The sequence below is a fragment of the Endozoicomonas numazuensis genome, assembly GCF_000722635.1.
GTDB lineage: Bacteria > Pseudomonadota > Gammaproteobacteria > Pseudomonadales > Endozoicomonadaceae > Endozoicomonas_A > Endozoicomonas_A numazuensis.
Map to the genome: position 1 here is coordinate 463,948 of NZ_JOKH01000004.1, position 22,624 is coordinate 486,571.

Genomic DNA, 22,624 nt, shown 5'->3' on the forward strand with positions numbered 1-22,624 from the left:
AAGATTACTGAGTCTGGTTCTGTCCCTGGGCCTGCAGCTTTTTATCCAGGGCTTCGTTGGTATTTTTTAATGAACGGAGAAATAATCCAAGCCCGCCAAAACAAAGCACCAGAATAGTGACGAGCTCAAAGGCCGTCATGTTTCTGAGCACAAATTGAGTGGAGCTAATGACGCCAAACAGCATGGCCGTCAGAGAACCACAAGAGAGCAACCAGCCCAGAAAATTCCGGCTGTTATAGAACAGCATACCGATACCGAAGATAAAGGGAATCATGATCATGCCGCTGGTGATTCCCAGACGATAGCCCATGACACTGAGGCCAAATAATTGGCGCCCATTCCAAAATAATGACATTCGAAATCACAACGGCTTCTAAGCAACCTTGTGAGGCTGCATCAAGAGGTCCACGATGGCCTGGATAATAGTATGAAGATAGACTTCGCGGCTGACCTGATCACTGCAATCCTTGTATCGGGCCAGTCCATGAATCAGTAGGCTGTCAAAGAGTGGGCTGCAGGCAATCATTTTTTCTACGGGCTTTTCAGTCGCCAGAAATGGACGAATCATGGTCATGATTCTTATTTTCTCTTCCATGTATTCAGGGCGTTGAGCTCTGAGTTCCCGATACTGTTTCGAAACCATCAGTTGGCTATGGAGTTGTATAAACTCTTCTCCACCGTCCGGGTTTTCAAGTTGGGTGGCCATGGGAATGACAATTGCACGTATAACGTCGTATAGGGTGTGCGAGTCTCGATGCTCAAGTTCGTTCAACATTTCTGAACGTAATTTAGCAACGGATTCTGAATGTTTGTTTAGAACCGCGTTAATCAGCCCATGTTTGTCTTTGAAGTGATATTGCAGAGCGCTGCGGTTTTTCAGACCGGAAGCTTTGAACACATCGAACAGAGTGGTGCTTTCAACGCCTTTTTCAGCAAACAGCTTTTCAGCTGTATTGATCAACAGACTTCGGGTGGCAATAGTGTCCTTGCGCAATGGGGTCACCTAGAGTCGAACAGCCTTTGAGTAGATCAACCGCTTCAAATATGGGGAGTTAAGGGTAGCCTTTTATATCAGAAGGGGCGGAAATTGTCAGTCAAAACAGGCAGAAAAGCACCTGAACATCGACTGCTTCCTATTTTAAACTACTCACGACGTATTAAACAGCGCTCAGGTTCAGGTCATGCAGGACAGCAGGAAGCCGTATTCCAGAAAGCTGCCTACACAGCTGCGGTCAAAGAGGATTGTAGAGGCTATTATTCAGGCTTGTCGTAAAATCCTGAGGGAAGAAGGCCCCGAGGCTCTTAATACCAATTATATAGCTGAGGTTGCGGGTGTAAATATCGCTTCTCTCTATCGGTGGTTCGATAACAAGGAAAGCGTTGTCGCTCATACTTTTGAAGTGATGGTAGCGGATGAAATAGAAGGTTTAATGCCTTTGTTTGATGAATTGAATCATCAGGTTAAACCTGATGAAGCGATTACCGTTATTATCGATATTTTATTGACGGCACAACGGCGTTTTCTGGCTTTGCATCGTTATTTTTATCAAGCGCATCAAGCTGATTTTTATGTTGGCAGCAGGCCATTTATTGATGGTAATCAATCCTGGATGCAGGCAGCCAGTGGCTGGATCAGTATCATGATCAAAGAGAGTCATCCTGAGTGGTCTCAGGGTGATTGTGATTTCAAGGCGTTTATCATTACCCGGGCAATAGAAGGCATTATGCTGTCAGCGGTAACTGATAATCCTGATATTCTCGATCAGGATTTTTTCAGAGATGAGTTGATCAGCCTTGCAAGGCTGTATTTGCTGCAGAATGATCATCAGACACCTACCTGACAGCGCTTACATTAAGCTGTCTGTTTTAAGCAGGCTTGCAACTGATTCCTGCGGGGAATATATTGCGGCTACAACAATAAAAAACACAAGTTTGAATAAGGAAGTTGCTTATGACTCTCCGGAATAGCAAGGTTCAAAGAAGAGCACGCTTTCACCGCTTTCTTGCGCTGCTTACGTTCACTTTTTCTTCTTATAGCTGGTCAATTAGCCATACTGATGTAGCTCTATTGGGGCTAATGATCGATAGCTATAAAATCAAGATTGAAACTTGGGCTTCCATAGACGTCTATTCTGAAACGGGTCCCAATATTGACGTTTATCCTGTTGAACTATCGATGCAGCAGAGATTGTTCAATGTGGATGATCCTGAGGAAGTCCTTCTCAATGCTAAAGACAAGGTTCAGGAAAGTGCCCAGAATTTTGCTTTGAACTGGCAGAAACAAGGGGCTCCCAGCTGGGATTTTGGGGAAAGACTCGAAGGTTCGGTTGAGACATTGACGACTCTCATCAATGATCGAATGAGTGTTGAAACCGAAGCTGAAATCAGAGCCAGACAGCTGGAGCTGTTACTGCAGATTACCTCAATCTATGTCTTTATGGGTAACGAGGTTGCCACCACTTACGACATCACTCAGGATCTTAATGTAGAAGACATGGTCGCTGAATTAAGTGAGTCGATCAGGGTTACTCCCATATCGGATCACTCATTTGCTGCCAAGTGGCGCTACATCAAGCCGGTTATTTTAAAAATGGATTTCAGGGCACCTGATCTGGTTAAACGACATGCGCTTTCCATGGCTGTTATTCTTCAACGTTCTTTGGATAGCTGACCTTCCTTTCTATAGCAGCAGGTCCGGTGAGACCTGCTGTAGCACTGATTTCTCCGCATAAAATGGAGTCTTTTACAGACTCCGAAAACCTTCCAGAAATTAACAATATATTACAAAACTGATTCAAGAGCGCCAGGTAAGTGGGTATGATGCACTTGAGTTCCAGTTAATAAATTTGAATGTAACCGGTGGCACCCCGGACGACATCAACAACAATAAGACGAGGACCCCTCCATGGAAGTAGCATTTTGGGATGGTAAGCGCGCACCTGGTATATCGGATCATATTGATCTTAGAGCATTCTGTAATCTTGGAGATGTGATTGCAGACGCCGTTGAGAGACATGGAGACAAACCTGCTTTCACTGGCCTGGGATTAACACTCAGTTTTAAAGAAGTGGATCGGTTAAGCGATCAGTTTGCAGCCTATCTGCAGCACCATACAGGATTACAGCCTGGTGACCGAATCGCACTGCAAATGCCTAATATTCTTCAATACCCAGTGGTAGCATTTGGCGCGATCAAGGCGGGTTTGGTCATAGTTAATACCAACCCTCTGTACACCGCCAGAGAGATCAAACATCAGTTTAATGATTCAGGTGTGAAAGCCCTGGTTTGTGTCAATATCGTAGGGCATCTGATCGAGGAAGTGCTGCCTGAAACAGGTGTTGAGCACTTGATAGTGACCGATCTGGCTGACTTACTGCCCTGGCCAAAACGTTCCTTGTTGAATTTCGCGATCAAGCACGTCAAGAAAATGGTGCCAGCTTATAGCCTACCGAAAGCCATATCTTTCAGGCAGGCTATGGCGCAGGGGAGCAAAGAAACCTATAAACCACCCAAGCCCGCCAAGCGGGAAGATCTGGCTGCTCTGCAGTATACCGGGGGGACCACGGGTGTTGCCAAAGGAGCGATGTTGACTCATGAGAATCTGGTGAGCAATGTTCTGCAGACGGCTGAGTTGAGACGGCAGATAAACGCTGATGGTAGTCCGGTTTCCAATTCTGAGGGTGATATCGTCGTCGCTCCGTTACCTCTGTATCATATTTATGCTTTTACTGTTCACCTGTTGTCATATTTCTCGCTGGGTGGGCACAGTATATTTATCGCAAACCCCAGGGATATTGATACCTTTATCAAAACGATTAAGCCCTGGCGTATCAATACCTTTATTGGTCTCAACACTCTGTTTGTAGGCTTAATGAATCACCCTGAGTTCAAGAATATTGATTTTTCTGATTTGAGGGTCACCAACTCTGGTGGTACTGCACTTCAACAGGCAACTGCAGATCGCTGGTTTGAACTGACAGGATGCCGAATCGGTGAAGGGTACGGCCTGTCTGAAACATCGCCGGTTTTAACGGCTAATCCCGCCGGAGATTATGTTCAGGACGGCTCCGTGGGTATTGCAGTACCGGGAACGGCTCTGAAAGTTATTGATGATGAAGGTAACGAACTACCCTTCGGTGAAGCTGGAGAGCTTTGTGCAAAAGGTCCACAGGTGATGGCGGGTTACTGGCAGCGTCCCGAAGCCACTGCAGAAGTGTTGGATGATGAAGGCTGGTTCCGTACAGGGGATATTGCCATTATCCAGGAAGATGGTTATGTACGTATCGTTGATCGACTGAAAGATATGGTCTTGGTGTCGGGCTTTAATGTCTATCCCAATGAGATTGAAGGTGTAGTTACCCAGCACGATAAAGTTCTGAACTGTGCAGCTATTGGTGTGCCAGATGAGAAAACAGGAGAAGCTGTAAAGCTCTTTGTTATACCTCAGGATGAAAGCATTACTGAACAGGAATTAAAGGATTACTGTCGTAAAAATATGACAGCCTATAAGGTGCCCAGCCAAGTTGAGTTCAGAGAAGAGCTTCCAATGACACCTGTTGGAAAAGTGCTAAGAAAAGATCTACGAGCGGAAGAGCTTAAAAAGCTTGAATCTGTTTGACCGTTCTTGGTTAACGCAGGTGAACTTTTGAGTGTCTGCAAGTAAATTCATAGATTCATTCAGGCACATTGCTTGAATGGATCTATGAGTTTGTTTCCTTAACCTACCCATTCTGTACTCCCTTTTTCAGGTCTGATATTGATACAGCAATGGCAAGAAGACCTGCTGATAACGCTATAAATTACCTCTAAGTAATCTCAATTTATGATGTGCAGAGTAGATATATCGTAAGTCGAAATATTTATTAAATTCTTTGTGTCAATGAAAATCTATTATTGAATGGTCGTTCATGAATTCTGCCTCTATCCTTTCAATAAAGATTCTATGGGTGAGTTAAGGGAATGATTTTCAGGCAGCTATTAGAAGTAGAAACATATACATACAGTTATCTTCTGGGTGATGAAGAGAGCAAAGAAGCCCTATTAATTGATCCGGTCATAACAAAGGTTGATCAATATATTCAGTTGTTAAATGAGCTCAACCTGACTCTTAATGTGGTAGTAGATACTCATTTGCATGCAGATCATATTACCGGTACCGGCCATTTGAGTAGAGAGACAGGTTGTTCTATCTATCAGGGCTTGCCTGCAAGGTCATCCGGAGTCACCCATACGTTTCAGGACGGTGATATTATTACGGTTGGCCAGATTTCATTAAAGGCAATCTATACACCTGGACACACGGATGATTCCTACTGTTTTCTACTGGATCAGACTCAGCCTTACTGGCTCTTTACGGGTGATACATTACTCATAAGAGGGACGGGCAGAACGGATTTTCAGAATGGCTCATCCAGACAGCAATATAATAGTTTGTTTAAAAAGTTGTTGATCTTGCCTGACCATACTCAGGTGTTTCCCGGGCATGATTACAACGGAATGACAATGAGCACGCTTTGGGAAGAAAAGCGGTATAACCCCAGGCTTCAAGTGGCGGATTGCAGTGAATATGAAGATCTGATGTCTTCTCTGACGTTGGCGAAGCCCAGGTTTATGGATCAGGCAATTCCGGCTAATCTCAACTGTGGTCAATAATGATTGATAAGTACTAATGCCATTTTCTTTTACTTTGTTGTAGATATTTTCGAGTAAATAATTAATTTCTATAATTTGAGAATTATAATGGCTAAAAAAAATCGAGTTATAAGGGTATTGCAATAAACTGCGTGTCTTAAAATTGATTGGTCGTATGATTGGTTATTGACAAAGATGCTGAATTTTTATTTGTTATCTATGCATTATCGGAGTGAAAAGTTCTAAAAACTATTACACTAATAGTTGTTATTTTTCTTGAAGATTTAATTCTTGTTTTATTTTAGATCAGAATTTATGTACGACACTGTTTACAGTCAGTCATTGCAATGGTACTTTGGCGCTTGCCAAATAATGCCTATCCTGGTTTTTCCTAATGAACATTTTTGAAGAGTCCTTGAATATCCTGAAATCAAAAGTACAGTTGCGTAAACTGTTTCAGGATATGCATGTTGAAGATATACAGAACGTTATCAAACGCGTAGAAGCGATCCATGAAGAAAAAATGCGTGAGCATAACGAGCAGAAGGAACTAGAAGATCGCAAGAAAGAAGCTGTTGAAAGTATTCTTGGTCAGTTGCAGGAAAAAGGACTGACTCTTGATGATTTACAGTCTTCTGTTGTTGTCGAGAAAGTCAGGAAAGGAAAGCCAAGACAGCGCTATCAGTTTCAATATGAGAAAGAAGATGGCTCTGTGGTTAGCTGGGAAGGGGCTACTACCGGCCGTATTTCAGCAGAATTTACCGAATATCTGGCACGTACAGGAAAAGAGCGTAAAGACTGCATTATTGCAGAGCTTTAATCCTGGAGCAGGTAGAGCAAGAGATTATTGTTCAACCTGACAGACAACCAGGAAGTCAAATAAAAAAAACCGGATGATCCCGGTTTTTTTTATTTCTATGAAAAATAATCTGTTGCGTCGCTTTTGTTACTCAAGTGGTTACAGAATATTCTTCATGGGCTCTAAATGGGCTCTAAATGGGCTCTAAATGGGCTCTAAATGGGCTCTAAATGGGCTCTTAAGGAGTAGCCCTGAAATAATTTCCATATTTGACTAAACCCTGTTCACCCTTCGACAGGCTCAGGGTGAACGGAGCCTAAGTTTCAATGGGAGATTTAATACTAACAAATCCTAAGTATTAAATTCAGAAACCCTTTAATAACAGCCTGAGTCGTTACAGGCGCTTTTTAATCATCTCTTTCAGAGCAGCTTCTTCGGTGTAGCCTCTTAATACTTCATCAGGGAATACCAGTGCAGGTGTTCCGCGAATACCAAGATCCTGTGCCAGACGAAGGTTGTCATTAATCTGTCGGCTGACAGATTCGTCTACTTTCAACTTGTCTGAGTTAATCCCTTCTGCTTTCAATGCTGCTTTAATGGAACCGCTGGAATGTCGGCCGGGTTTGGACATCAGACGCTGGTTAACGGTCAGATATTTGCTTTTGTCCTGCTTGAAAGTAGCCAGGGCCATTTCAGCGGCTTCTCGGGACTCAGGGCCCAGGATGGGGAGTTCCTTGATGACGATTTTTACATCAGGGTTCTGTTCAACGATCTTTTTCAGAACGGGATCCTGGCGTTTGCAATAGCCGCAGTTGTAGTCACCGAAGTAGGCAATCGTCAGCTTGGCTTTTGGATTGCCGATGACCGGATTTTCAGGATTCTCAAAGAGATCCTTGTGACGAGATTTTAGCATTTTCTGGTCAGCGTTTTGCTGAGCGACTACTTCCTGCTTTCTTAGTTCGTTCATGGCTTCAACCAGGATGTCCGGGTTTTCTACCAGGGTTTTACGAACCAGCTCTCTGACTTCCTGCTTCTGTAGATCATCCAGAGGAGCTGCCTGAAGGTTAAGTGAGCTCATCAGTAAGGTTGTAGTTAAGATTAGAGTTTTTTTCATCGTGCTCATCTGTGAGTCAGTATGGGTGTCCTGAGCCATAATTTCAGCTCAGAACAGTGCGAATCGGAACAGGCAATGGCTGTCACTTTGTCATGATTTTATGGCAATGGCAAAGACTAATAGGCTGCGCTGTCAGCCTCCTGGACGGTTGGGTGTGAAATTACTTAATGATTACATTTTATTGAGATTGAATGAGTTGACACACTGTTCATTAATTAACAAAGCAGGCTGGAATTTGAGATAAGGCAGAGGAAAAGCGCACTTTTCCTGATCAGGAAGAGCGCGCTGATTAATAAATGGGCAGTGGGTAAGTTCAGGTACGTTCTTTGATCATTTCTTTCAGAGCAGACTCATCTGTGTAACCCCTTAACATTTCGTCCGGGAATACGATAGCCGGTGTGCCTCTCAGCCCCAGTTCCTGAAATAACTTCAGATTGTCATTAATCTGTTTGGCAACTGCTGCATTAATGTCCAGCTTATTGACGTCAATACCTTCAGCTTTAAAAGCGGCCTTTATGGAGCTACTGCTGTGTTTTCCTGGCTTTGACATCAGGCGGTGTCCAATTGCCGTATATTTATCTTTTTGCTGATTAAACGTCGCCAAAGAGTATTGTGTCGCTTCCGTTGATGCTGGGCCCAGGATAGGAGTTTCTTTTATGACGAATTTAACATTTGGATTGTCTTCTGCAATTTTTCTTAGAATGGGGTCCTGTCGTTTGCAGTACTGGCAGTTATAGTCTGTGAAATAGGCAATAGTTAATTTGGCTTTGGGGTTACCAATGACAGGATTGTCTGAGTTTTTAAAAAGATCATTGCTCTTGGCAGAGAGTATTTGCTGGTCTGATTTTTGCTGAACAGCTACCTCTTTTTTCCTCAGTTCATTCATGGCTTCCACCAGAATGTCAGGGTTTTCAACCAGCGTCTTACGAACCAGATCCTTTACTTCCTGTTTCTGAGTGTTATCCAGAGAAGCTGCCTGTAAATTAAATGAGCCCATCAGCAGTGCTGAAGTTAGAGTCAATGTCAGTGTTTTCTTCATCATGTACTTCTATGAGTCAGTTCAGAAACTCAGAGCCTCTCTGAAGCTTACACAAGGGCTCTGGTCGAATAATGAAAAGAACCCCATCAAGTTTGAGTGGCGTTCTTTTCACACGTATTTCATTGTTCTATCTGGAAGATGCCTGCTGGATAGCCGCTGCAACCGTCTCATGATCGAGAATCACTGGCAGTGGTAATCCTTCAGGCGCACCCGGGCCATAGACAATGTTGAAAGGCACTCCGAATCGGCCATTTTTTTGCAGATAGGCATTAATTTCTTCTGAAGGGCGAGTCCAGTCTCCCTTCATGGGAATGACATTCACTTGCTGTAGAAGGCTGTTGGTGGGATCACGGTCTATTACCCTGATCTTGTTGGCTTTACAGGTAACGCACCAGTCGGCAGTGACATCCACAAAGACCGTTTTACCTTCAGCGACCATGCGGGCAATTTCCTGTTCGTTCAGAGGCTGCCAGGCCAGGCTGTCAGATGTGGATTTTTCCGGTGTGAACAGGCCGGTTGACCAGGCTCCAAAGAGTACAATGGCCAGCGACAGGAACAGGGCAGGTAATAGCAGTAAACCTTTTCCGGAATGAGGCATCATACTGATCAACAGGCGATGGAGAATCAGTAGGGTAGGAATCAGGGCGATAACCAATAGCAGGTATACGGGCAGGTAAGCCTGAAGCAGGCTGGTAAGCCAGAGAGTGGTCGCCAGAAGCATAAGCGCTAGAATACGACGAAGGTTAATCATCCAGTGCCCTGGCTTTGGCATCCACTTCAAAAGAGCAGGCTTTGCTGCAATTAACAGATAAGGTAGAGCCAGTCCTACACCCAGCGCTGTGAAGATAGCGAATAGGTTGAAGCTGTTCGTAGACAGTGCGAAAGCTACGGCGGTTCCCAGAAATGGTGCAGAGCAGGGAGTTGCGAGAAGCGTAGCAAACATGCCTTGAACAAAGTGGCCGGCAGTACTGTTATCACCGGTGGTAGCCAGTCTGGTAGACAAAAAGGAAGGCAGGCGAATTTCAAACATATCCATCAGATTGGCTGCAAACAGTGCAGTGACTGCCACCATAAAGCCGATAAACCATGGATTTTGAAACTGGATACCCCAGCCAATACTGTTACCTGTCAGCTTGAGTGCCCACAGGAATATTGCCAGTAACCAGAAAGAGAAAATAATACCTGCTGCAGAGCTCAGAAACTGCTTGCGAGTCAAGCTGGTTTCTTGTCCTGATGCGTGTAATACAGAAGAAAGCTTCATACCCAATACAGGCAGAACACAAGGCATCAGATTGAGAATCAGGCCGCCCAGCAACGCTAGCCCAAGCAGCACGATCAGGCTGGTTGTTGTACTGTCATTTGTCAGTGAACTGACAGAACCTTTTTTTACCGACAGGGATTTTTCAAGAGCACTATCACCGTTAAGAAGAGTCACTGTGACTTTTTCTTCAGAGAGATCGTAATCACCCAGCCAGCTAGAAGCATCCATGACAGCCTGAAGCTGACTACCTTGAACTTTTATATCAGGGACGCTGAACGTAATGTCTTCCTGACCGTCGATGATGACATCAACCTCCTTTTCCCAACCGGTTTCGGAGTGAGCAGTAACAATGACTTTATTGCTTCCCTTGTCCCATACCACTGATTCTGTACTCAGTCCGGTATCCGGCATATAGGTTGGAACTTGTGAAAGCGCTTTATCGATCAGGAAAGAGGCTTCGGGATCTGACTCTAATTCTGAAGGCGTGAAGTCCAGTCGAATATCATAGTCTGTAAGAACACAAATCGTGGTACAGGAAGACAGTTGCAGTTTTGCATTAATGGACACGGGTTCACTCAGGTCTTCAACCTGAATCAGGAGCGGAAAAACAGTGCCATTTTTATAGCCAAAAGTATGCAGTCCCAGCATCTCGATGCGTTCTGGAACGGGCCAGAGCCACTCAACATTCTCTACATTACTGCTGCCCTGTTGTTGGTTGATGCGCCAATCGACTTCTGGAGGGATACCTGCTTCACCAGGTGATCGCCAGTAAGTTTTCCAGTCACCTGATAACTGAACTTCAAGTGCTGCTGAAAGTTGACGAGAGTCGGAATCCTCTTCTCCAGATAAATGCAGTCTGACCCGGGCTTCTGGTTGTTGTGGATTGATCAGCCAGTCTGTCGAAAGTGCATAGGCAGGTCGATTCAGAAACAACAGAGTCAACGCCAGACACAGGGTAAAGAACATGAGCAGGTAAGACTGCGATCTGTTCCTGAAAACGGTTGGAGCACAGTTTGTCGGTGAATGCGGGTAGAGCGGTCGTGTGTTCATGTATATCCCGATAAATTCAGGCAAAGCGATGTAAGTCGATGACATTCATGGTTGAAACAATGCAATAAAAAGCATGAATCTGTCTCGACTTTTCTGAATCTTTGCCTGAAAAAAGCATTGTCAGGGTAAAATAATGCGGACAATCCGTGGTAGTTATCTGTCCATTCTCAGATGAATACGCTCGGTATTGGTGCCTGGATTCAAAAAAAGTGATTTTCCTTTGTTTTTTTTAACGATTTTCTTATTTGTCCTGAGCTTCTACATTTTTAAATTTAATCATGTACCCATACAGCTTAAATTCAAAACTGACTGGCTCCAATAGTCATAAGTACTTCGTTGCGGTCAATTTTATTGAGTCCGGGTTTTACATATTTGAATGTTGTTGTTCACACCTTCCTTTGCACCCGGCTTGTGAATTTCATCCATTGATAAAGAACCTGATGTGGTTGGTACTTATTCGTGAAGTGTATGAAGTGATGATTTTTTTCAACAGAATAACTGATCAACACCCTGAATTACTTGTGGATAACTCTTGAAACTCCTGAAACTATAAGGCTTTTTTAAACTGATTAAAAAGTGATCAGCTTGTGAGGCGAGAAGAAATAGCAAGGATGCAGGCTATGGGTATATATACGCATATTGTAGTTTAATTAAGAGGCGGGGTTTGGCTATAACACTGCTATACAGTGCGTCTGCTTCTGAGAGTATCTTTGTAATTGTTGTTAAAGTGTGATGTTTTGTGCGAAGAGGGAGCAGATAAGGTTCTGGCAGAACAGCAGAGATGAGGCTAACAAAGCATGACGCAGGAGTCGTCTGGTCATAAAGACCTCTGAATGCATCTGGATACTGAAAACAGTTTATACGATTCCCGCTAAGCTGCCGGAGAATGAAGAATGTTTGATGCTCTAACCGGGTTGTTATAGCGTTCAGGATAATTCTGCCGGTGAGGTGTTCTAAGTCTTTAGAAGAATGTGTGATTCTTGATGTGGGAAGGGAAGCCATACCATGCAGATAGGACTTTACAGTTACTCGAAAGAGGCAGGTACAGCAATTGACATCCTCCCCCAGCTAGGTCGCTGGGGGATTCCTATGTGTGCCGAGCATGTCACACAGCTTGGGGGTGAAAGTCCCCTGTTCAGCCAGATGAGGGCGAAGGACTAGCGAAGCACAAGGTTTGTATCGTGAGGTGCAGGCTGAAGGCAGTGTGGAGCAAAACCGCGAGCCGACGAACAGAAACCAGATATGAGGCTGTCTGCGTGAGGACGAGTCAGCGTATGATGACGAAGTCCATACTCATCCGGACATTCAGGCAGTAGATCTGGCGGTTGTGCGGCGAAGGCGGTGTGACTTACCTCGGGAGGTCTGTGTGGTGTCTGATATTTCGGACTGAGGCTATNTCGCGACTGTATGCCAACCAGGTATCATCCAGAATGTAGGTGTGAGCGCGAATATTTGTTGAATCTGCAAAATTTACAACGTATTGCTCCATTAAATCGCCCTCATCGGTTGAGGCCAGAAAGGAGTATAAATAATCTCGTCTACCAGTTGCTATACAGCCCCCCCCCGAACAGATACTTGCCTTCCGTAACGTAGCTGATGTCAAATGTTGATGTCTAAGCCGATGAATGTTTTTCTGGGCAGGGGTGAGAGCACTGGTATTGAAACGCTGAACAAACGTTTGTTGAATGCCAATTACTGTGGACCCTGTCATCACCAATTCAGAACCGTCCGGTTTAAAGCGGAGCGCTGTCACCCAAACTGGCGACCCATAGGCTCTGCCTTCTTCATCCAGCTCCATCAACTCAGTGGAATTGAACTTTATGGCCGAGCCGGGAATAAACCTTACGTCTTCAGGCTTGCCACTGCCTTCGGTTATCCCGTGGCTGATGCTGGCCAGAACGCCCAGCATCAGCCCGGCCAGTTTGCTGATCATGGTTAATGCTCGATTTCTTTTCAGCACAATGTTTACCTGTGGAAGTTCACCCATGACAGTTCACCCATGAAATTTTTATAAACCGGGATGGTGATTGTAGTTCAAGTTCACAAGGCAGGGTCATGTTCAAATGCGGTGATAAATCCATGGGAAGGCACTGTTCGTGGTGGAGTCCCACCTCCGTGGGAATATCAATTTTTTCAGAAACAGTGAACACTCTCACCAAAAGATTTCAGCAAGCGTTCGACGCATAAGACTTAAGAATTAAATCAGCCAGACTGAAATAAGCGACTAAAGGTGTGTAATCCTAAAAGCCATTGCTGCTCTTTATTAATTGCATATTCCTTGATGGTTTTTAGTTTGCCTGCTGGCCAATAAAAGACAGAAGAAAAGTAGTTCAACCGGTCGGTTGTTCAAATGTATGGATGTCCCTTATATTGCTTGCCTTATATTGCTGTTGAATCTTGAATCCCCTTCTGACCCCCGCCTTCTTCAAGAGTTGAGCAGAAATGTACACAGGAGAAATGTTGGTCAATTGTATGGATGTCCCTTATATTTCGTTCTTATATTTCGAGAATGTCAGACGGCTTTATCTGAGTAAGCCCTTATTGGCCTGCAAGGTTTCATGTAATTGCTTGCCAATTAATTTTTGAGTTGCAGGTTTGATGTCAAGCATCCCAGCCTGTTCACGCCAGCTTTGTACAGAGTCTACAACTTGTTCGATCACTTGCCGGGCTTGATTCCAGTTTGCAAAATTCGCCTGTTTAGCCAGTTTCTGTATGACCTTCAGTGGTGGCTGCGTACCATACCCCCCATAAGCTGTCATATGTTGACTATAAGGTGTTGGGCTGAACGTTACATCATAAAAAGGAGCCAGTGACCAGCGACCATGGTCATCCATTAAAAAAGACCAGTTCTTCGTATGATCATCCTGATTCATAGCAAACAAATTGAACATAGCTCTGGCAAATTGCTCCTGTGCCACCGCCGGATTCTGACACAATACCTGACTCGCTTTCAGAAGGTCTTCATAATCTATTGAGGGTTGCCGGAAATCGGCGTCCATTAGGCCGCATAGGGTATGCAAATGCAGTCGTCCCTGTAGCGACTGGTTGTCTAAACGTTTTCCTGAGCAATCAAATCGCTTCAGTGCTAACCAGGCTTTTGCGCCGGAGCTTCCGGTATCATGAATGAGCTGCCATTGGGGTGTCGTCAGTCCGGCCTGCTTTGCCAGAGTCAACCAAAGTGCCTCACACAAGCTTTCTTCATGACCGAGTGGGAGGCTCCTCGACGTAAATTTCACCAACCATGGGCTTAAATGACTTTGCGGCTGAGTACTGACATAACGGGTATTATCCGGATCAAGCCAGACGGACACTTTAGGCCGAGCACCACCTGAACCACCAGCCTGAGCCAGAACAGGCAATATGTCGTCAGTCTCACCTTCAAAAATCTGTTGGGCTTCCTGTCCCAGCAGTGCGATGTCCGATAACAGGTGTTCGTCACCGAATGTGTGATCCATAGCCGGTGTATAGCTCAGGCAACCCATCCCCCTCTCTCCGATAAAAGCCAGACGATCCATCGGGGATATCTGATGTGGAAGTATCCCCTGTTGACGAAAGACCCTGTCCATCAGCAGCAAGCCCCAGCCATCAGGCAGGGAGTCAGCAAAAACTCCCTGTAATCCCTGATGCGGTTGTCCGGGTCCAAGGTTTAACGAAGATTCAAAAGGTAGAGTGAAAGGAGACAGGCTATGAAAGTCAGCAAGGTATTGATCATCGTATTGAAAAAAAATGCCTTGCTGATTTTGCGCAAGCTCACCAACTTTATGTTTTGCGCCATTACTGAACCTGCGGTGTACATTGAGCTTGCGAACTCTCATGTTTTTAACACCTCATTGATACTGGCAGGCATTGCCTTGGTTTCTTTAGTCAGCGAAATCAGGTTTTCCAGCTGGTCAACAGCCTGCCAGAGCAAAATAAACTGCCGTAACGATATTTGCCCGGTGGCTTCAAATTTCTTGATCGTTGATGCTGGTACAGAACTTCTCTCTGCCAGAGTCTGACGAGACCATTTTTTTGCCTTTCTTCTGGCTATAACCGCAGCGGCCAACTGCTCCTGAACATCGGTGGGTGTCAGTAACGACAATAAGCTCATAGCGAATCACATTCATCATGTATAGATACAATTGTAGCCATTATTATGTAAAAAACGAAATTATAGACACTATTGTGTCCAAATAACTCTGAATGCGATTATCACCAAAAGTCGTCACTCACCCCCCGATCACCTACTACCCGATCATCTACTATCTGCAGACTCAAGGGGCTTTGCTCGTTTGTCGCCTACCCACACCTCCAAATCCAATGGGTATAAGAGATAGGCGCAGGCGGGGGCACTGCATCGCGGGACCGAACCCTATCCCCCTTGATCTGTGGTGAAACGGAGGTTGCTATGCAGACCAGCCCCATTCAATCCCGTATTCATCGCCGGGCAGGAAGGTAGAGGAACTAAGCGGCAGGCGCTATGTCAAATGTGCATTAAGGAATAATGATCATTGAGTAACGGAGAACTCCATCATGAAACTAATTATTACTAGTTTGATTTCTTTTTGCTTGTTCAGCACAGGCTGGTTAAGAGCTGATCCCATTATTAGCTATGACTACCCTTATCCGGGTAGCTTTATTATCAATCATGAAACATCGCCACTCATGTATTCAGGGGTTCTGGAAGACAGCAAATCCCTGATTGATTATTTACTAGTGGAGCAACAACATACGGATCATTTTATTCATCAACATTATGCTGATTTCCACCGTATCCTGTTAGCTCTGGCTTCTACCCGAGAGCAGACATTTCAAACGTCAGAAACCCCTTCGCAGCCGGTTGAAATACCTGTTTCTTCCGACTCTTTTGTCTTTGATGTTGTTTTTGATGAAAGGCATCCTTGTGGGCGAGTATTTTTTGCCCGGGAGCCTTGCTTACGGTGCGATCGAACGTTTATAGAAATTGTGGAAAACCGAACTGAGGACGATCGATTGGATCACATTGATTACGATGTGCTCTTTGAGGGAGATAGCGAACACTGCATTATACAATGGTCAAGCAATGGTCACTACTTGCTGCTTCTGGTGGAAAAAGATGACAAAAAACAATTGCTTCGATTAAATCCTGCGACTAAGCAAGAGACTCATATCCAAACCCCGGGAATCAACTTGGATAAACAAGGAAGGTTATGTTTTATTAACCATGATTACGGTCATTATATTGAAATCGAAAATTCGGCGGCAAAAACAACATACCATTTACAGAATGACTCCGATGAACTGGACCTGATTATGAGGGAAACCATAGAAGTCATGGAAAATGCGGAAATAACGGTTTTGGAAGAGCAGGTAACGGCTACCGATGGAACGGAAATTTCTGTCACGATAGTAGGGTTAAGTGATGTTATAGAATCCTTGGGGAAACATCCAGTCCCTATGGTTCTGAGTGTTTATGGAGGCTACGGTAGAATCAATGAACCGGTCTACAACCCCGTATATAGCTACCTTATTTCCCAGGGAATTACTGTTGCTTACGCTCATGTCAGGGGGGGTGGAAAGCCAGATGCCACCGATCAAGAAAGCAGAGAATGGCAAAACGCCGGGCAATATTTGAACCTGAAGACCGGCTTCCAAGACTACATTGATGTGGCCAAGGGGTTGATCAGCAAAAGGATTACGGCCTCAGACAGGCTAATAGCAACGGGTACTAGTTGGGGTGGGATGAATGCTGGCTATGCCATTAATCAGCACCCGACTCTTTTTGCCGGTGCTGTTCTTAAAGTACCATCGGTCGAACCGCGGCTTACGATGTATGAGTCGGATTGGCGTTATTGTCGGGTCAAGGGAATGGGATCAGTGGTGCGGGGCTCGACCGTGTGTGTTTATGAAAGCTTCAATAATTATCGACCTACACCGGAAACCATGCTCTTGGAAGAAGAGCTGGTTTACAACATTTCACCTTATGAAAATATCCGCAAAGGCTCCTATCCTCACTTATTGGTTACCACCGGGCTGAAGGATGTAAATGTATCACCCTGGGAGCCCGCCAGGTACCACAATAAGCTTAAGCGCTTTTCCGAATCTGGAAATCACCTGTTTTTGTACAGCGAGATGGAAGGTGACCATTTTTTCAGAAGTGATCGACAAAACGCCTTTGAAGTCCTTTTTGTACTGGATATTCTTGACAAGCTTTGACCCCTGAAGTCAAACCACGTCACTATACCCATTGGATTTCGAGGTGCTACCAGGCAGCAAGTGTGTGAAGCCCCACGAGCCTGACCGAGAATAGGTCTTTCTGTTACGATGCGGGCTTTCCAACGAATAGCATAGTTAGAAAGTACGACTGGTATTAGATGTCCCTTATATTTGCTAACTGTTGAAATGGATTCAGGCTTTTTCAACAACTCGCTTTGGCTTGATGAGTTTCAGGTAAATAACCACAAACGTTGTGCTCAGGGTGGCAATAATCACCCCACTGGACAGCGCGGCACCCAGTATCGTCCCGAGGTCGCCCCCGGTTTCCATGTTTTCGTCAGTCGTTATGAAGGGTGGTATCACTGTGGCAGAAACAACCACTTGGTGCTCTGTAAAGCTTGAGGCCGGAATCATCAGAGAAGTAAAAGCAGGGCTTGGCATCGTTGCCGTCGAAGTTGGCTGCACGGTTGGCTGCAAGGTTGGCTGTTTGCTACAAGTGAGGAGCTCAGGAAACCCCTCCAGAGAATAGAGTTCAAGGTCGTCTCGGTTGTTGCCTACCGCCAGCCAGGTGCCATTGGGGTGAAAGGCGAGAGAAAAAACCTCACTCATATTGTTTGCCATTGTCAGGGTATCGAGCCGGGTCTGGTCAGCGGCATCATACAGGTGAACCCTGGGGCCTTCGGCCACCACAAAATGTTCGCCACCGGGGTGGTACAAGACAACGTCTACGTCCGCATCAAATGCCATGTTTTGAATCAGGGTAAAATGACCCTCAGCCTCCCTGTGCCAGAGACGTGCCAGATTATCCCGACCGCCAGAAAGCAGCCGGGCTCCATCGGGGCTGAAGCTAAGGCTTCGCACGATATCACTGTGCGCCTGCATCTCAACGTAGCTGATGTCACTGAGGTTGGTGAGGTTATGCACCCGGATATCGCCACCCTCGTCACCCGAAGCCAGCCACGGCCCTTGGCTGTCCAGTGCAAGTACGTCACTGGGGAATGCTCCCGGCAAGGGTATACCGACCGTTTGGTTCGCCGGGTTTACCAGTGATAGCTGGCCTCCGCGACCGTATGCCAACCAGGTATCATCCAGAATGAAGGTGTGAGCGCTATTCCTTGTTGAATCTGCAAAATTTAAAAGGTATTGCTCCATTAAATTGCCCTCATCGGTTGAGGCCAGAAAGGAGTATAAAAAACTTCCAAAAGTAATACCAAGTACTACACAGCCCCCCCCCGAACAGATACTTGCCTTCTGTAACACACCTTGTATCAAATGTTGATGTCTAAGCCGATGAATGTTTTTCTGGGTAGGGGTGAGCGCGCAGGTATTGAAACGCTGAACAAACGTTTGTGGAATGCCAAGCACTGTAGACCCTGTCATCACCAATTCAGAACCGTCCGGTTTAAAGCGGAGTGCTGTCACCCAAGTTTGCGACCCATAGGTTCTGCCTTCTTCATCCAGCTCCATCAACTCAGTGGAATCGAACTTTATGGCCGGGCCGGGAATAAACTTTACGTCTTCTGGCTCGCCACTGCCTTCGGTTATCCCGTGGCTGATGCTGGCCAGAACGCCCAGCATCAGCCCGGCCAGTTTGCTGATCATGGTTAATGCTCGACTTCTTTTCAGCACAATCTTCACCCATGGAATTTTTATAAACCGGGATGGTGATTGTAGTTCAAATTTACAAGGCAGGGTCATGATTCAAATGCGTTGATAAATCCATGCGAGGTTGGGGGCTGTTCGTGGTGGAGTCCCACCTCCGTGGGAATATCACTTTTTTCAGAAACAGTGAACACTCTCACCAAAAGATTTCAGCAAGAGTTTGGCGNAGATATTTTTTCTGAAATTTGCGGGAGCTTTGATTCTGAGCTGGTTGAATTTAACGGTGAAGCAGACCATGTGCATTTGCTGGTTGAGTTTACGCCCAAAACCCCGTCTATTTCCAAACTGATAAACAGTTTAAAAGCTGTTTCGTCCAGAAGACTAAGGCAAGAGTTTTGTGATATTGCGGGTGCTTATCGAAAGCCTGTCTTATGGTCGAGATCATATTTTGCCGGAAGCTGCGGGGGCGCACCATTGGATGTAATTAAGGAGTATATCGAGAACCAAGATCAGCCCTGACGGGCTGACGAAATTCACCTCCCTGCTAGGTCGCAGGGAGCACTCTTTCGATTACAGGTAGATTGTGTCGTGGGTCAGTGCGACCGACGAAAATTGAAAAATATCATGCTGACGTTTGATCATAATCGACAGCCTCATTTAATGGCTATTGATAACGACATGACCTTTCCTTCTCAGAGTATCAGTCGGTTGGATATCCCTGAAAAGCCTTTGAATTTTGCTCCTGTAGCCATTGAGGAACGAAGCTGTACTTTGCTTGAGCAGTTTATTCCAGAGAGTGTTGGTGAGTTGAAGAATCGTATACAGCGTTGTGAAAATGCATGGTTTAAACAGAGTGAGGAGCGGGAAGGGCAGTTAATTGCAGGTGAAATTCCCGAGAATCAATATTCCGACTCGTTTTCGGGGGGGTCAGGAGGCAAATTTGTGCATGGAGATACAAAGATGGACGTTGTTCAATCTAAACCTCAAAAGTTCACAACAAACGAGGCTTCGGATCGGATTGAAACGCCTGATTGCCACGAAAGAAGAAGACCCGTTTTGAGGCGTGTCTGCAATATTCTGTAGTGAACAGGAGTCTGGAGCTTTCAGCTCACAAACTCCATCACAGATAAATCAGTGACTGCGATCTACAGAAAAAGCACCAAATGCTTGCTGGACCGGCATGATTTCCATCGCATTAATATTCACATGCGCAGGTCGACTGGCGACCCAGTAAATGCTCTCTGCAATATCCTCAGCAGATAAAGGTTTCATACCTTCATAAACCGCATCCGCTTTAGCTGAATCACCATCAAAGCGAACCACTGAAAACTCGGTTTCAGCCATTCCAGGCTCTATATTAGTGACTCTGATGCCTGTGCCAAGGAGGTCTGAGCGCAGGTTCAGGGAAAACTGTTTAACAAATGCTTTGGTGCCGCCATAAACATTGGCACCAGGATAAGGGTAGGTGCCTGCTACGGAGCCCAGATTAATAATGCTACCACTGTTGTTTTTCTTTAGAGCTGGCAGAAGAGCGTGAGTGATTAATACCAGACCTTTGATGTTGGTATCAATCATATTAACCCACTGCTCAGTATCACACTGGTCAGCAGATTTTGTTCCCAGAGCCAGTCCGGCATTATTGATCAGGGTATGGATATCTGAAAAAGCTTCCGGCAGGTGGCTAACTGCTTCTTTGATAGCCTTCTCATCTCTCATATCAAACACAATGCTGTGAACAGGACAGGAGATGGAAAGTTCTTTGGCCAGTGCTTCAAGACGTTCTTTTCTTCTGCCAGTGATTACCAGCTGCCAACCTTGTTCGCTGGCAAAACGACGGGCACAGGCTTCGCCAAAGCCAGATGTGGCTCCGGTAATAAATACAGTTTTTAAACTCAAGGGAGAGCTCCTTGGGGGTCAGGTTATGTTCGGGATTATGACTCAACCTGCGAGAATAGAGCAATTGAGTGATGGGAAACTCACGGATTCAGGTTGTTTGGATGTCCCTTATATTCCGTTCCGCTTATATTCCCGGTTTGTATTCCCGGCTTGGATGTCCCTTATATTCCCTTGCTTTGTCTTTATACGCTCATATATACCGATTGCTTAGACGTACCGTCGGCATCGGGTTCATAGGACTCATCAACAACAAAGTCTCTCCAGCTCCATGCTTTGCCTTTAGTGGCTTTATCCAATTCTGTGGCAAGATAGGTCTTATTAAAGTCATCTGCTGATTCTGTGTCCGAGATAAGCCCACTAACCTGACGATAGAGGTCGGGATATTTTCCGGTGAAGTCACTAAGAGTTATGCCGGGGTTGTTAGCGATAGCATGTTGAAGCTGAATTAATGGACCAAATTCAGCAACACTGATGTCGTTTGGTTGAGAAAGGATATTTTTATCAGCCAGTCTGATACTGCAGTATTGAATACAGAGCCAATTGAAAACTAGCTCTTTGTCTGCTCTGTCGACTTTTAGATTAATCGCGCAAGAGCGCTTCATCGCTTTTAACCAGCTCAGAACTGTATCAATTCTTTTGGGGTTATCAAGGGGGCTGTCATTTAGCAATTTTTTAAAGTCTGATAGATTGCCCCAGTAGTATTTATTAGTCCAGCCAGGCTCAGGCATAGCCAGACCGATGAGGTCAGACACTGCTTCTTGGCCTAGCAGTTGTTTTGTCAGTTTTTCTATCTCCTGGCATGAATTTGCGACAGGAAATAAAACGTTATCTGCCTGTGATGATGAAGCCTGATTCGTTTGTGACTCTTTGTTCGTATGTGACCCTTTGTTCGTTTGTGACCCTTTGTGTTTGTGTGGGCAATTTTGCCATTTGATTTGCCTGTTCTGAAAAAGGTTATCCAGACGTTTTCTGATATTGATAGAGTCCGTCCCCTTCCTTGAACTGCTTGTGCTTACCAATTGCATGGTTTTCTGGAAAAGTTCATTATTATCGTTCTCTAATTTACTCCAGAAGTCAGGTGTATCATTAGACTGCAGGAATCTTTCAAGGTCTACAAAGGTCTCGTTGTTAACTCTCTGTATCTGGCGAGTTGTAACAGAGGATGAGCTTATAGGGGAGCTTTTCGCTTCCAGTGGGCTAAAGCGTTGGGTCGTTCTTTGGCTTTTCCACTTTCCCCCGGCTCCTTTATCCTCAGGAACTATGGGCTGGGACGATTGTGGTTGTGCATAGCTGCTTGTTGTAGGTGTAAGTTGATTCATTACTCTGTCCTTGAGTTTATCCGGATTAACAGTAAGATTCGCTGAGTTCTAAAAAGTTCCAAACTTTCGACTATGCTCAGTGGCTTATGTGTCATGAGTGTGTCATGAGCGCCTGTTTGCCCAACGCTTTTGGAAGGGAACGATAACGCTTTGGTCGAAAGTAAGAATGGATCTATCATCAGAAAGCAGCTGGGGCATGCCCATATACCTCAACACCATGCAGAGAAGTTTAACCGGTTCGATGATGAGTACCTGACACCTTACCTGAATTACCATCGCCCCTGCTTGTATCCGGAAATCCGCATAGACAAGACAGGGCGAGAAAAGAAGGTTGAGCAGTAGTCATACCCATCGTACTTTCTAACTACGCTATTGCGCTGGTCATCTGAACGCCAGCCCTGCGTTGGAACTCCTCGCAATAGCTGGCTATTATACCAATCGCACTTTCAAAATCCCCTATTGTGCAGCCATTTGAGTCCAATATTCTGCGTTGGGGATCGTCGCCATAGCTACGGCTATGACTCCTCACCCCGCCTTTATGCCCTGTGGGTATTGCCTATTGGACTCAAATGGCTTGCTCATAACGGTAGTTAGAAAGCACGATGGATATAATGGATTCAGGCTTTTTCAACAACTCGCCTTGGCTTGATGAGTTTCAGGTAAATAACCACAATCGTTGTGGCCAGGGTGGCAATAATCACCCCACTGGGCAGCATGACACCCAGTATCGTCCCGAGGT

At 45.3% G+C, this 22,624-nt stretch carries 19 protein-coding genes; 9 read left to right on the forward strand and 10 right to left on the reverse strand.

Translation table 11 applies throughout. The annotated features are described in order from the left end of the window. Positions 1 to 4 precede the first annotated feature (4 nt). Positions 5 to 355 (reverse strand): hypothetical protein, encoded by a 351-nt coding sequence (locus tag GZ78_RS18795; RefSeq protein WP_051786333.1) that lies wholly within the window; start codon positions 353 to 355, stop codon positions 5 to 7. An 18-nt stretch (positions 356 to 373) separates the two neighbouring features. After that, positions 374 to 994, reverse strand: coding sequence for a TetR/AcrR family transcriptional regulator (locus GZ78_RS18800; protein ID WP_161787429.1), 621 nt, complete (start codon positions 992 to 994; stop codon positions 374 to 376). A 187-nt stretch (positions 995 to 1,181) separates the two neighbouring features. On the opposite strand from GZ78_RS18800, the gene GZ78_RS27690 reads away from it, so the two are divergent. The 5 genes from GZ78_RS27690 to GZ78_RS18825 all read left to right on the forward strand — a co-directional run bounded on the left by GZ78_RS27690 (position 1,182) and on the right by GZ78_RS18825 (position 6,451). Beyond that, positions 1,182 to 1,841: a TetR/AcrR family transcriptional regulator gene (locus GZ78_RS27690; protein ID WP_051786334.1), complete on the forward strand. Its 660-nt coding sequence runs from the start codon at positions 1,182 to 1,184 to the stop codon at positions 1,839 to 1,841. Positions 1,842 to 1,951: 110 nt separating this feature from the next. Then, the gene (locus GZ78_RS18810; RefSeq protein ID WP_152558821.1) at positions 1,952 to 2,671 is read left to right on the forward strand and encodes a hypothetical protein; all 720 of its coding nucleotides are present in this window, start codon (positions 1,952 to 1,954) and stop codon (positions 2,669 to 2,671) included. Positions 2,672 to 2,905: 234 nt separating this feature from the next. Beyond that, positions 2,906 to 4,618: an AMP-binding protein gene (locus tag GZ78_RS18815; protein WP_034839421.1), complete on the forward strand. Its 1,713-nt coding sequence runs from the start codon at positions 2,906 to 2,908 to the stop codon at positions 4,616 to 4,618. 341 nt (positions 4,619 to 4,959) lie between these two features. Then, positions 4,960 to 5,652: an MBL fold metallo-hydrolase gene (locus tag GZ78_RS18820; RefSeq protein WP_034839424.1), complete on the forward strand. Its 693-nt coding sequence runs from the start codon at positions 4,960 to 4,962 to the stop codon at positions 5,650 to 5,652. Positions 5,653 to 6,025: 373 nt separating this feature from the next. Continuing rightward, positions 6,026 to 6,451: an H-NS family histone-like protein gene (locus GZ78_RS18825; RefSeq protein WP_034839427.1), complete on the forward strand. Its 426-nt coding sequence runs from the start codon at positions 6,026 to 6,028 to the stop codon at positions 6,449 to 6,451. 373 nt (positions 6,452 to 6,824) lie between these two features. Here the strand turns inward: GZ78_RS18825 and GZ78_RS18830 are convergent, their stop codons facing one another. From GZ78_RS18830 to GZ78_RS18855, 5 genes are all read right to left on the reverse strand, one after another. Then, on the reverse strand, positions 6,825 to 7,544 hold the full coding sequence (locus tag GZ78_RS18830) for a DsbA family protein (RefSeq protein WP_034839667.1): 720 nt from the start codon (positions 7,542 to 7,544) through the stop codon (positions 6,825 to 6,827). A 313-nt stretch (positions 7,545 to 7,857) separates the two neighbouring features. Further along, positions 7,858 to 8,586: a DsbA family protein gene (locus tag GZ78_RS18835; protein WP_051786335.1), complete on the reverse strand. Its 729-nt coding sequence runs from the start codon at positions 8,584 to 8,586 to the stop codon at positions 7,858 to 7,860. A gap of 124 nt (positions 8,587 to 8,710) precedes the next feature. Next, complete coding sequence (locus tag GZ78_RS18840) at positions 8,711 to 10,810, reverse strand: protein-disulfide reductase DsbD family protein (RefSeq protein ID WP_051786336.1); 2,100 nt, start codon at positions 10,808 to 10,810, stop codon at positions 8,711 to 8,713. Between the two features lie 2,606 nt (positions 10,811 to 13,416). Further along, positions 13,417 to 14,709: a type II toxin-antitoxin system HipA family toxin gene (locus tag GZ78_RS18850; RefSeq protein WP_034839432.1), complete on the reverse strand. Its 1,293-nt coding sequence runs from the start codon at positions 14,707 to 14,709 to the stop codon at positions 13,417 to 13,419. After that, positions 14,706 to 14,984: a helix-turn-helix domain-containing protein gene (locus tag GZ78_RS18855; RefSeq protein ID WP_034839435.1), complete on the reverse strand. Its 279-nt coding sequence runs from the start codon at positions 14,982 to 14,984 to the stop codon at positions 14,706 to 14,708. The genes GZ78_RS18850 and GZ78_RS18855 overlap by 4 nt, the downstream gene beginning before the upstream one ends. A 422-nt stretch (positions 14,985 to 15,406) precedes the next feature. Here GZ78_RS18855 and GZ78_RS18860 point away from each other — a divergent pair, with 422 nt between their 5' ends. Further along, the gene (locus GZ78_RS18860; protein WP_034839438.1) at positions 15,407 to 17,068 is read left to right on the forward strand and encodes a prolyl oligopeptidase family serine peptidase; all 1,662 of its coding nucleotides are present in this window, start codon (positions 15,407 to 15,409) and stop codon (positions 17,066 to 17,068) included. A 192-nt stretch (positions 17,069 to 17,260) separates the two neighbouring features. On the opposite strand, the gene GZ78_RS18865 is transcribed toward GZ78_RS18860, so the two are convergent. Further along, positions 17,261 to 18,697, reverse strand: coding sequence for a WD40 repeat domain-containing protein (locus GZ78_RS18865; RefSeq protein WP_161787431.1), 1,437 nt, complete (start codon positions 18,695 to 18,697; stop codon positions 17,261 to 17,263). Between the two features lie 159 nt (positions 18,698 to 18,856). Between GZ78_RS18865 and tnpA the strand changes: the two genes are divergently transcribed. Next, on the forward strand, positions 18,857 to 19,189 hold the full coding sequence (tnpA, locus tag GZ78_RS18870) for an IS200/IS605 family transposase (RefSeq protein WP_152558835.1): 333 nt from the start codon (positions 18,857 to 18,859) through the stop codon (positions 19,187 to 19,189). Between the two features lie 105 nt (positions 19,190 to 19,294). After that, entirely contained in the window at positions 19,295 to 19,753 is a 459-nt protein-coding gene (locus GZ78_RS18875; RefSeq protein WP_152558822.1) for a hypothetical protein, read from the forward strand. A gap of 48 nt (positions 19,754 to 19,801) precedes the next feature. On the opposite strand, the gene GZ78_RS18880 is transcribed toward GZ78_RS18875, so the two are convergent. Then, positions 19,802 to 20,566: an SDR family oxidoreductase gene (locus tag GZ78_RS18880; RefSeq protein WP_034839447.1), complete on the reverse strand. Its 765-nt coding sequence runs from the start codon at positions 20,564 to 20,566 to the stop codon at positions 19,802 to 19,804. Positions 20,567 to 20,748: 182 nt separating this feature from the next. After that, positions 20,749 to 21,885, reverse strand: coding sequence for a hypothetical protein (locus GZ78_RS18885; protein ID WP_034839454.1), 1,137 nt, complete (start codon positions 21,883 to 21,885; stop codon positions 20,749 to 20,751). Between the two features lie 150 nt (positions 21,886 to 22,035). Here GZ78_RS18885 and GZ78_RS18890 point away from each other — a divergent pair, with 150 nt between their 5' ends. After that, on the forward strand, positions 22,036 to 22,227 hold the full coding sequence (locus GZ78_RS18890; RefSeq protein WP_152558823.1) for a hypothetical protein: 192 nt from the start codon (positions 22,036 to 22,038) through the stop codon (positions 22,225 to 22,227). Positions 22,228 to 22,624: the final 397 nt, after the last annotated feature.

Bases quoted from the DNA above. Each gene is read 5' to 3' on its own strand.
- GZ78_RS18795 (WP_051786333.1), bottom strand. From the start codon at position 355: ATGTCATTATTTTGGAATGGGCGCCAATTATTTGGCCTCAGTGTCATG.
- GZ78_RS27690 (WP_051786334.1), top strand. From the start codon at position 1,182: ATGCAGGACAGCAGGAAGCCGTATTCCAGAAAGCTGCCTACACAGCTG.
- GZ78_RS18810 (WP_152558821.1), top strand. From the start codon at position 1,952: ATGACTCTCCGGAATAGCAAGGTTCAAAGAAGAGCACGCTTTCACCGC.
- GZ78_RS18815 (WP_034839421.1), top strand. From the start codon at position 2,906: ATGGAAGTAGCATTTTGGGATGGTAAGCGCGCACCTGGTATATCGGAT.
- GZ78_RS18820 (WP_034839424.1), top strand. From the start codon at position 4,960: ATGATTTTCAGGCAGCTATTAGAAGTAGAAACATATACATACAGTTAT.
- GZ78_RS18825 (WP_034839427.1), top strand. From the start codon at position 6,026: ATGAACATTTTTGAAGAGTCCTTGAATATCCTGAAATCAAAAGTACAG.
- GZ78_RS18830 (WP_034839667.1), bottom strand. From the start codon at position 7,544: ATGAAAAAAACTCTAATCTTAACTACAACCTTACTGATGAGCTCACTT.
- GZ78_RS18835 (WP_051786335.1), bottom strand. From the start codon at position 8,586: ATGATGAAGAAAACACTGACATTGACTCTAACTTCAGCACTGCTGATG.
- GZ78_RS18840 (WP_051786336.1), bottom strand. From the start codon at position 10,810: ATGTTCTTTACCCTGTGTCTGGCGTTGACTCTGTTGTTTCTGAATCGA.
- GZ78_RS18850 (WP_034839432.1), bottom strand. From the start codon at position 14,709: ATGAGAGTTCGCAAGCTCAATGTACACCGCAGGTTCAGTAATGGCGCA.
- GZ78_RS18855 (WP_034839435.1), bottom strand. From the start codon at position 14,984: ATGAGCTTATTGTCGTTACTGACACCCACCGATGTTCAGGAGCAGTTG.
- GZ78_RS18860 (WP_034839438.1), top strand. From the start codon at position 15,407: ATGAAACTAATTATTACTAGTTTGATTTCTTTTTGCTTGTTCAGCACA.
- GZ78_RS18875 (WP_152558822.1), top strand. From the start codon at position 19,295: ATGCTGACGTTTGATCATAATCGACAGCCTCATTTAATGGCTATTGAT.
- GZ78_RS18885 (WP_034839454.1), bottom strand. From the start codon at position 21,885: ATGAATCAACTTACACCTACAACAAGCAGCTATGCACAACCACAATCG.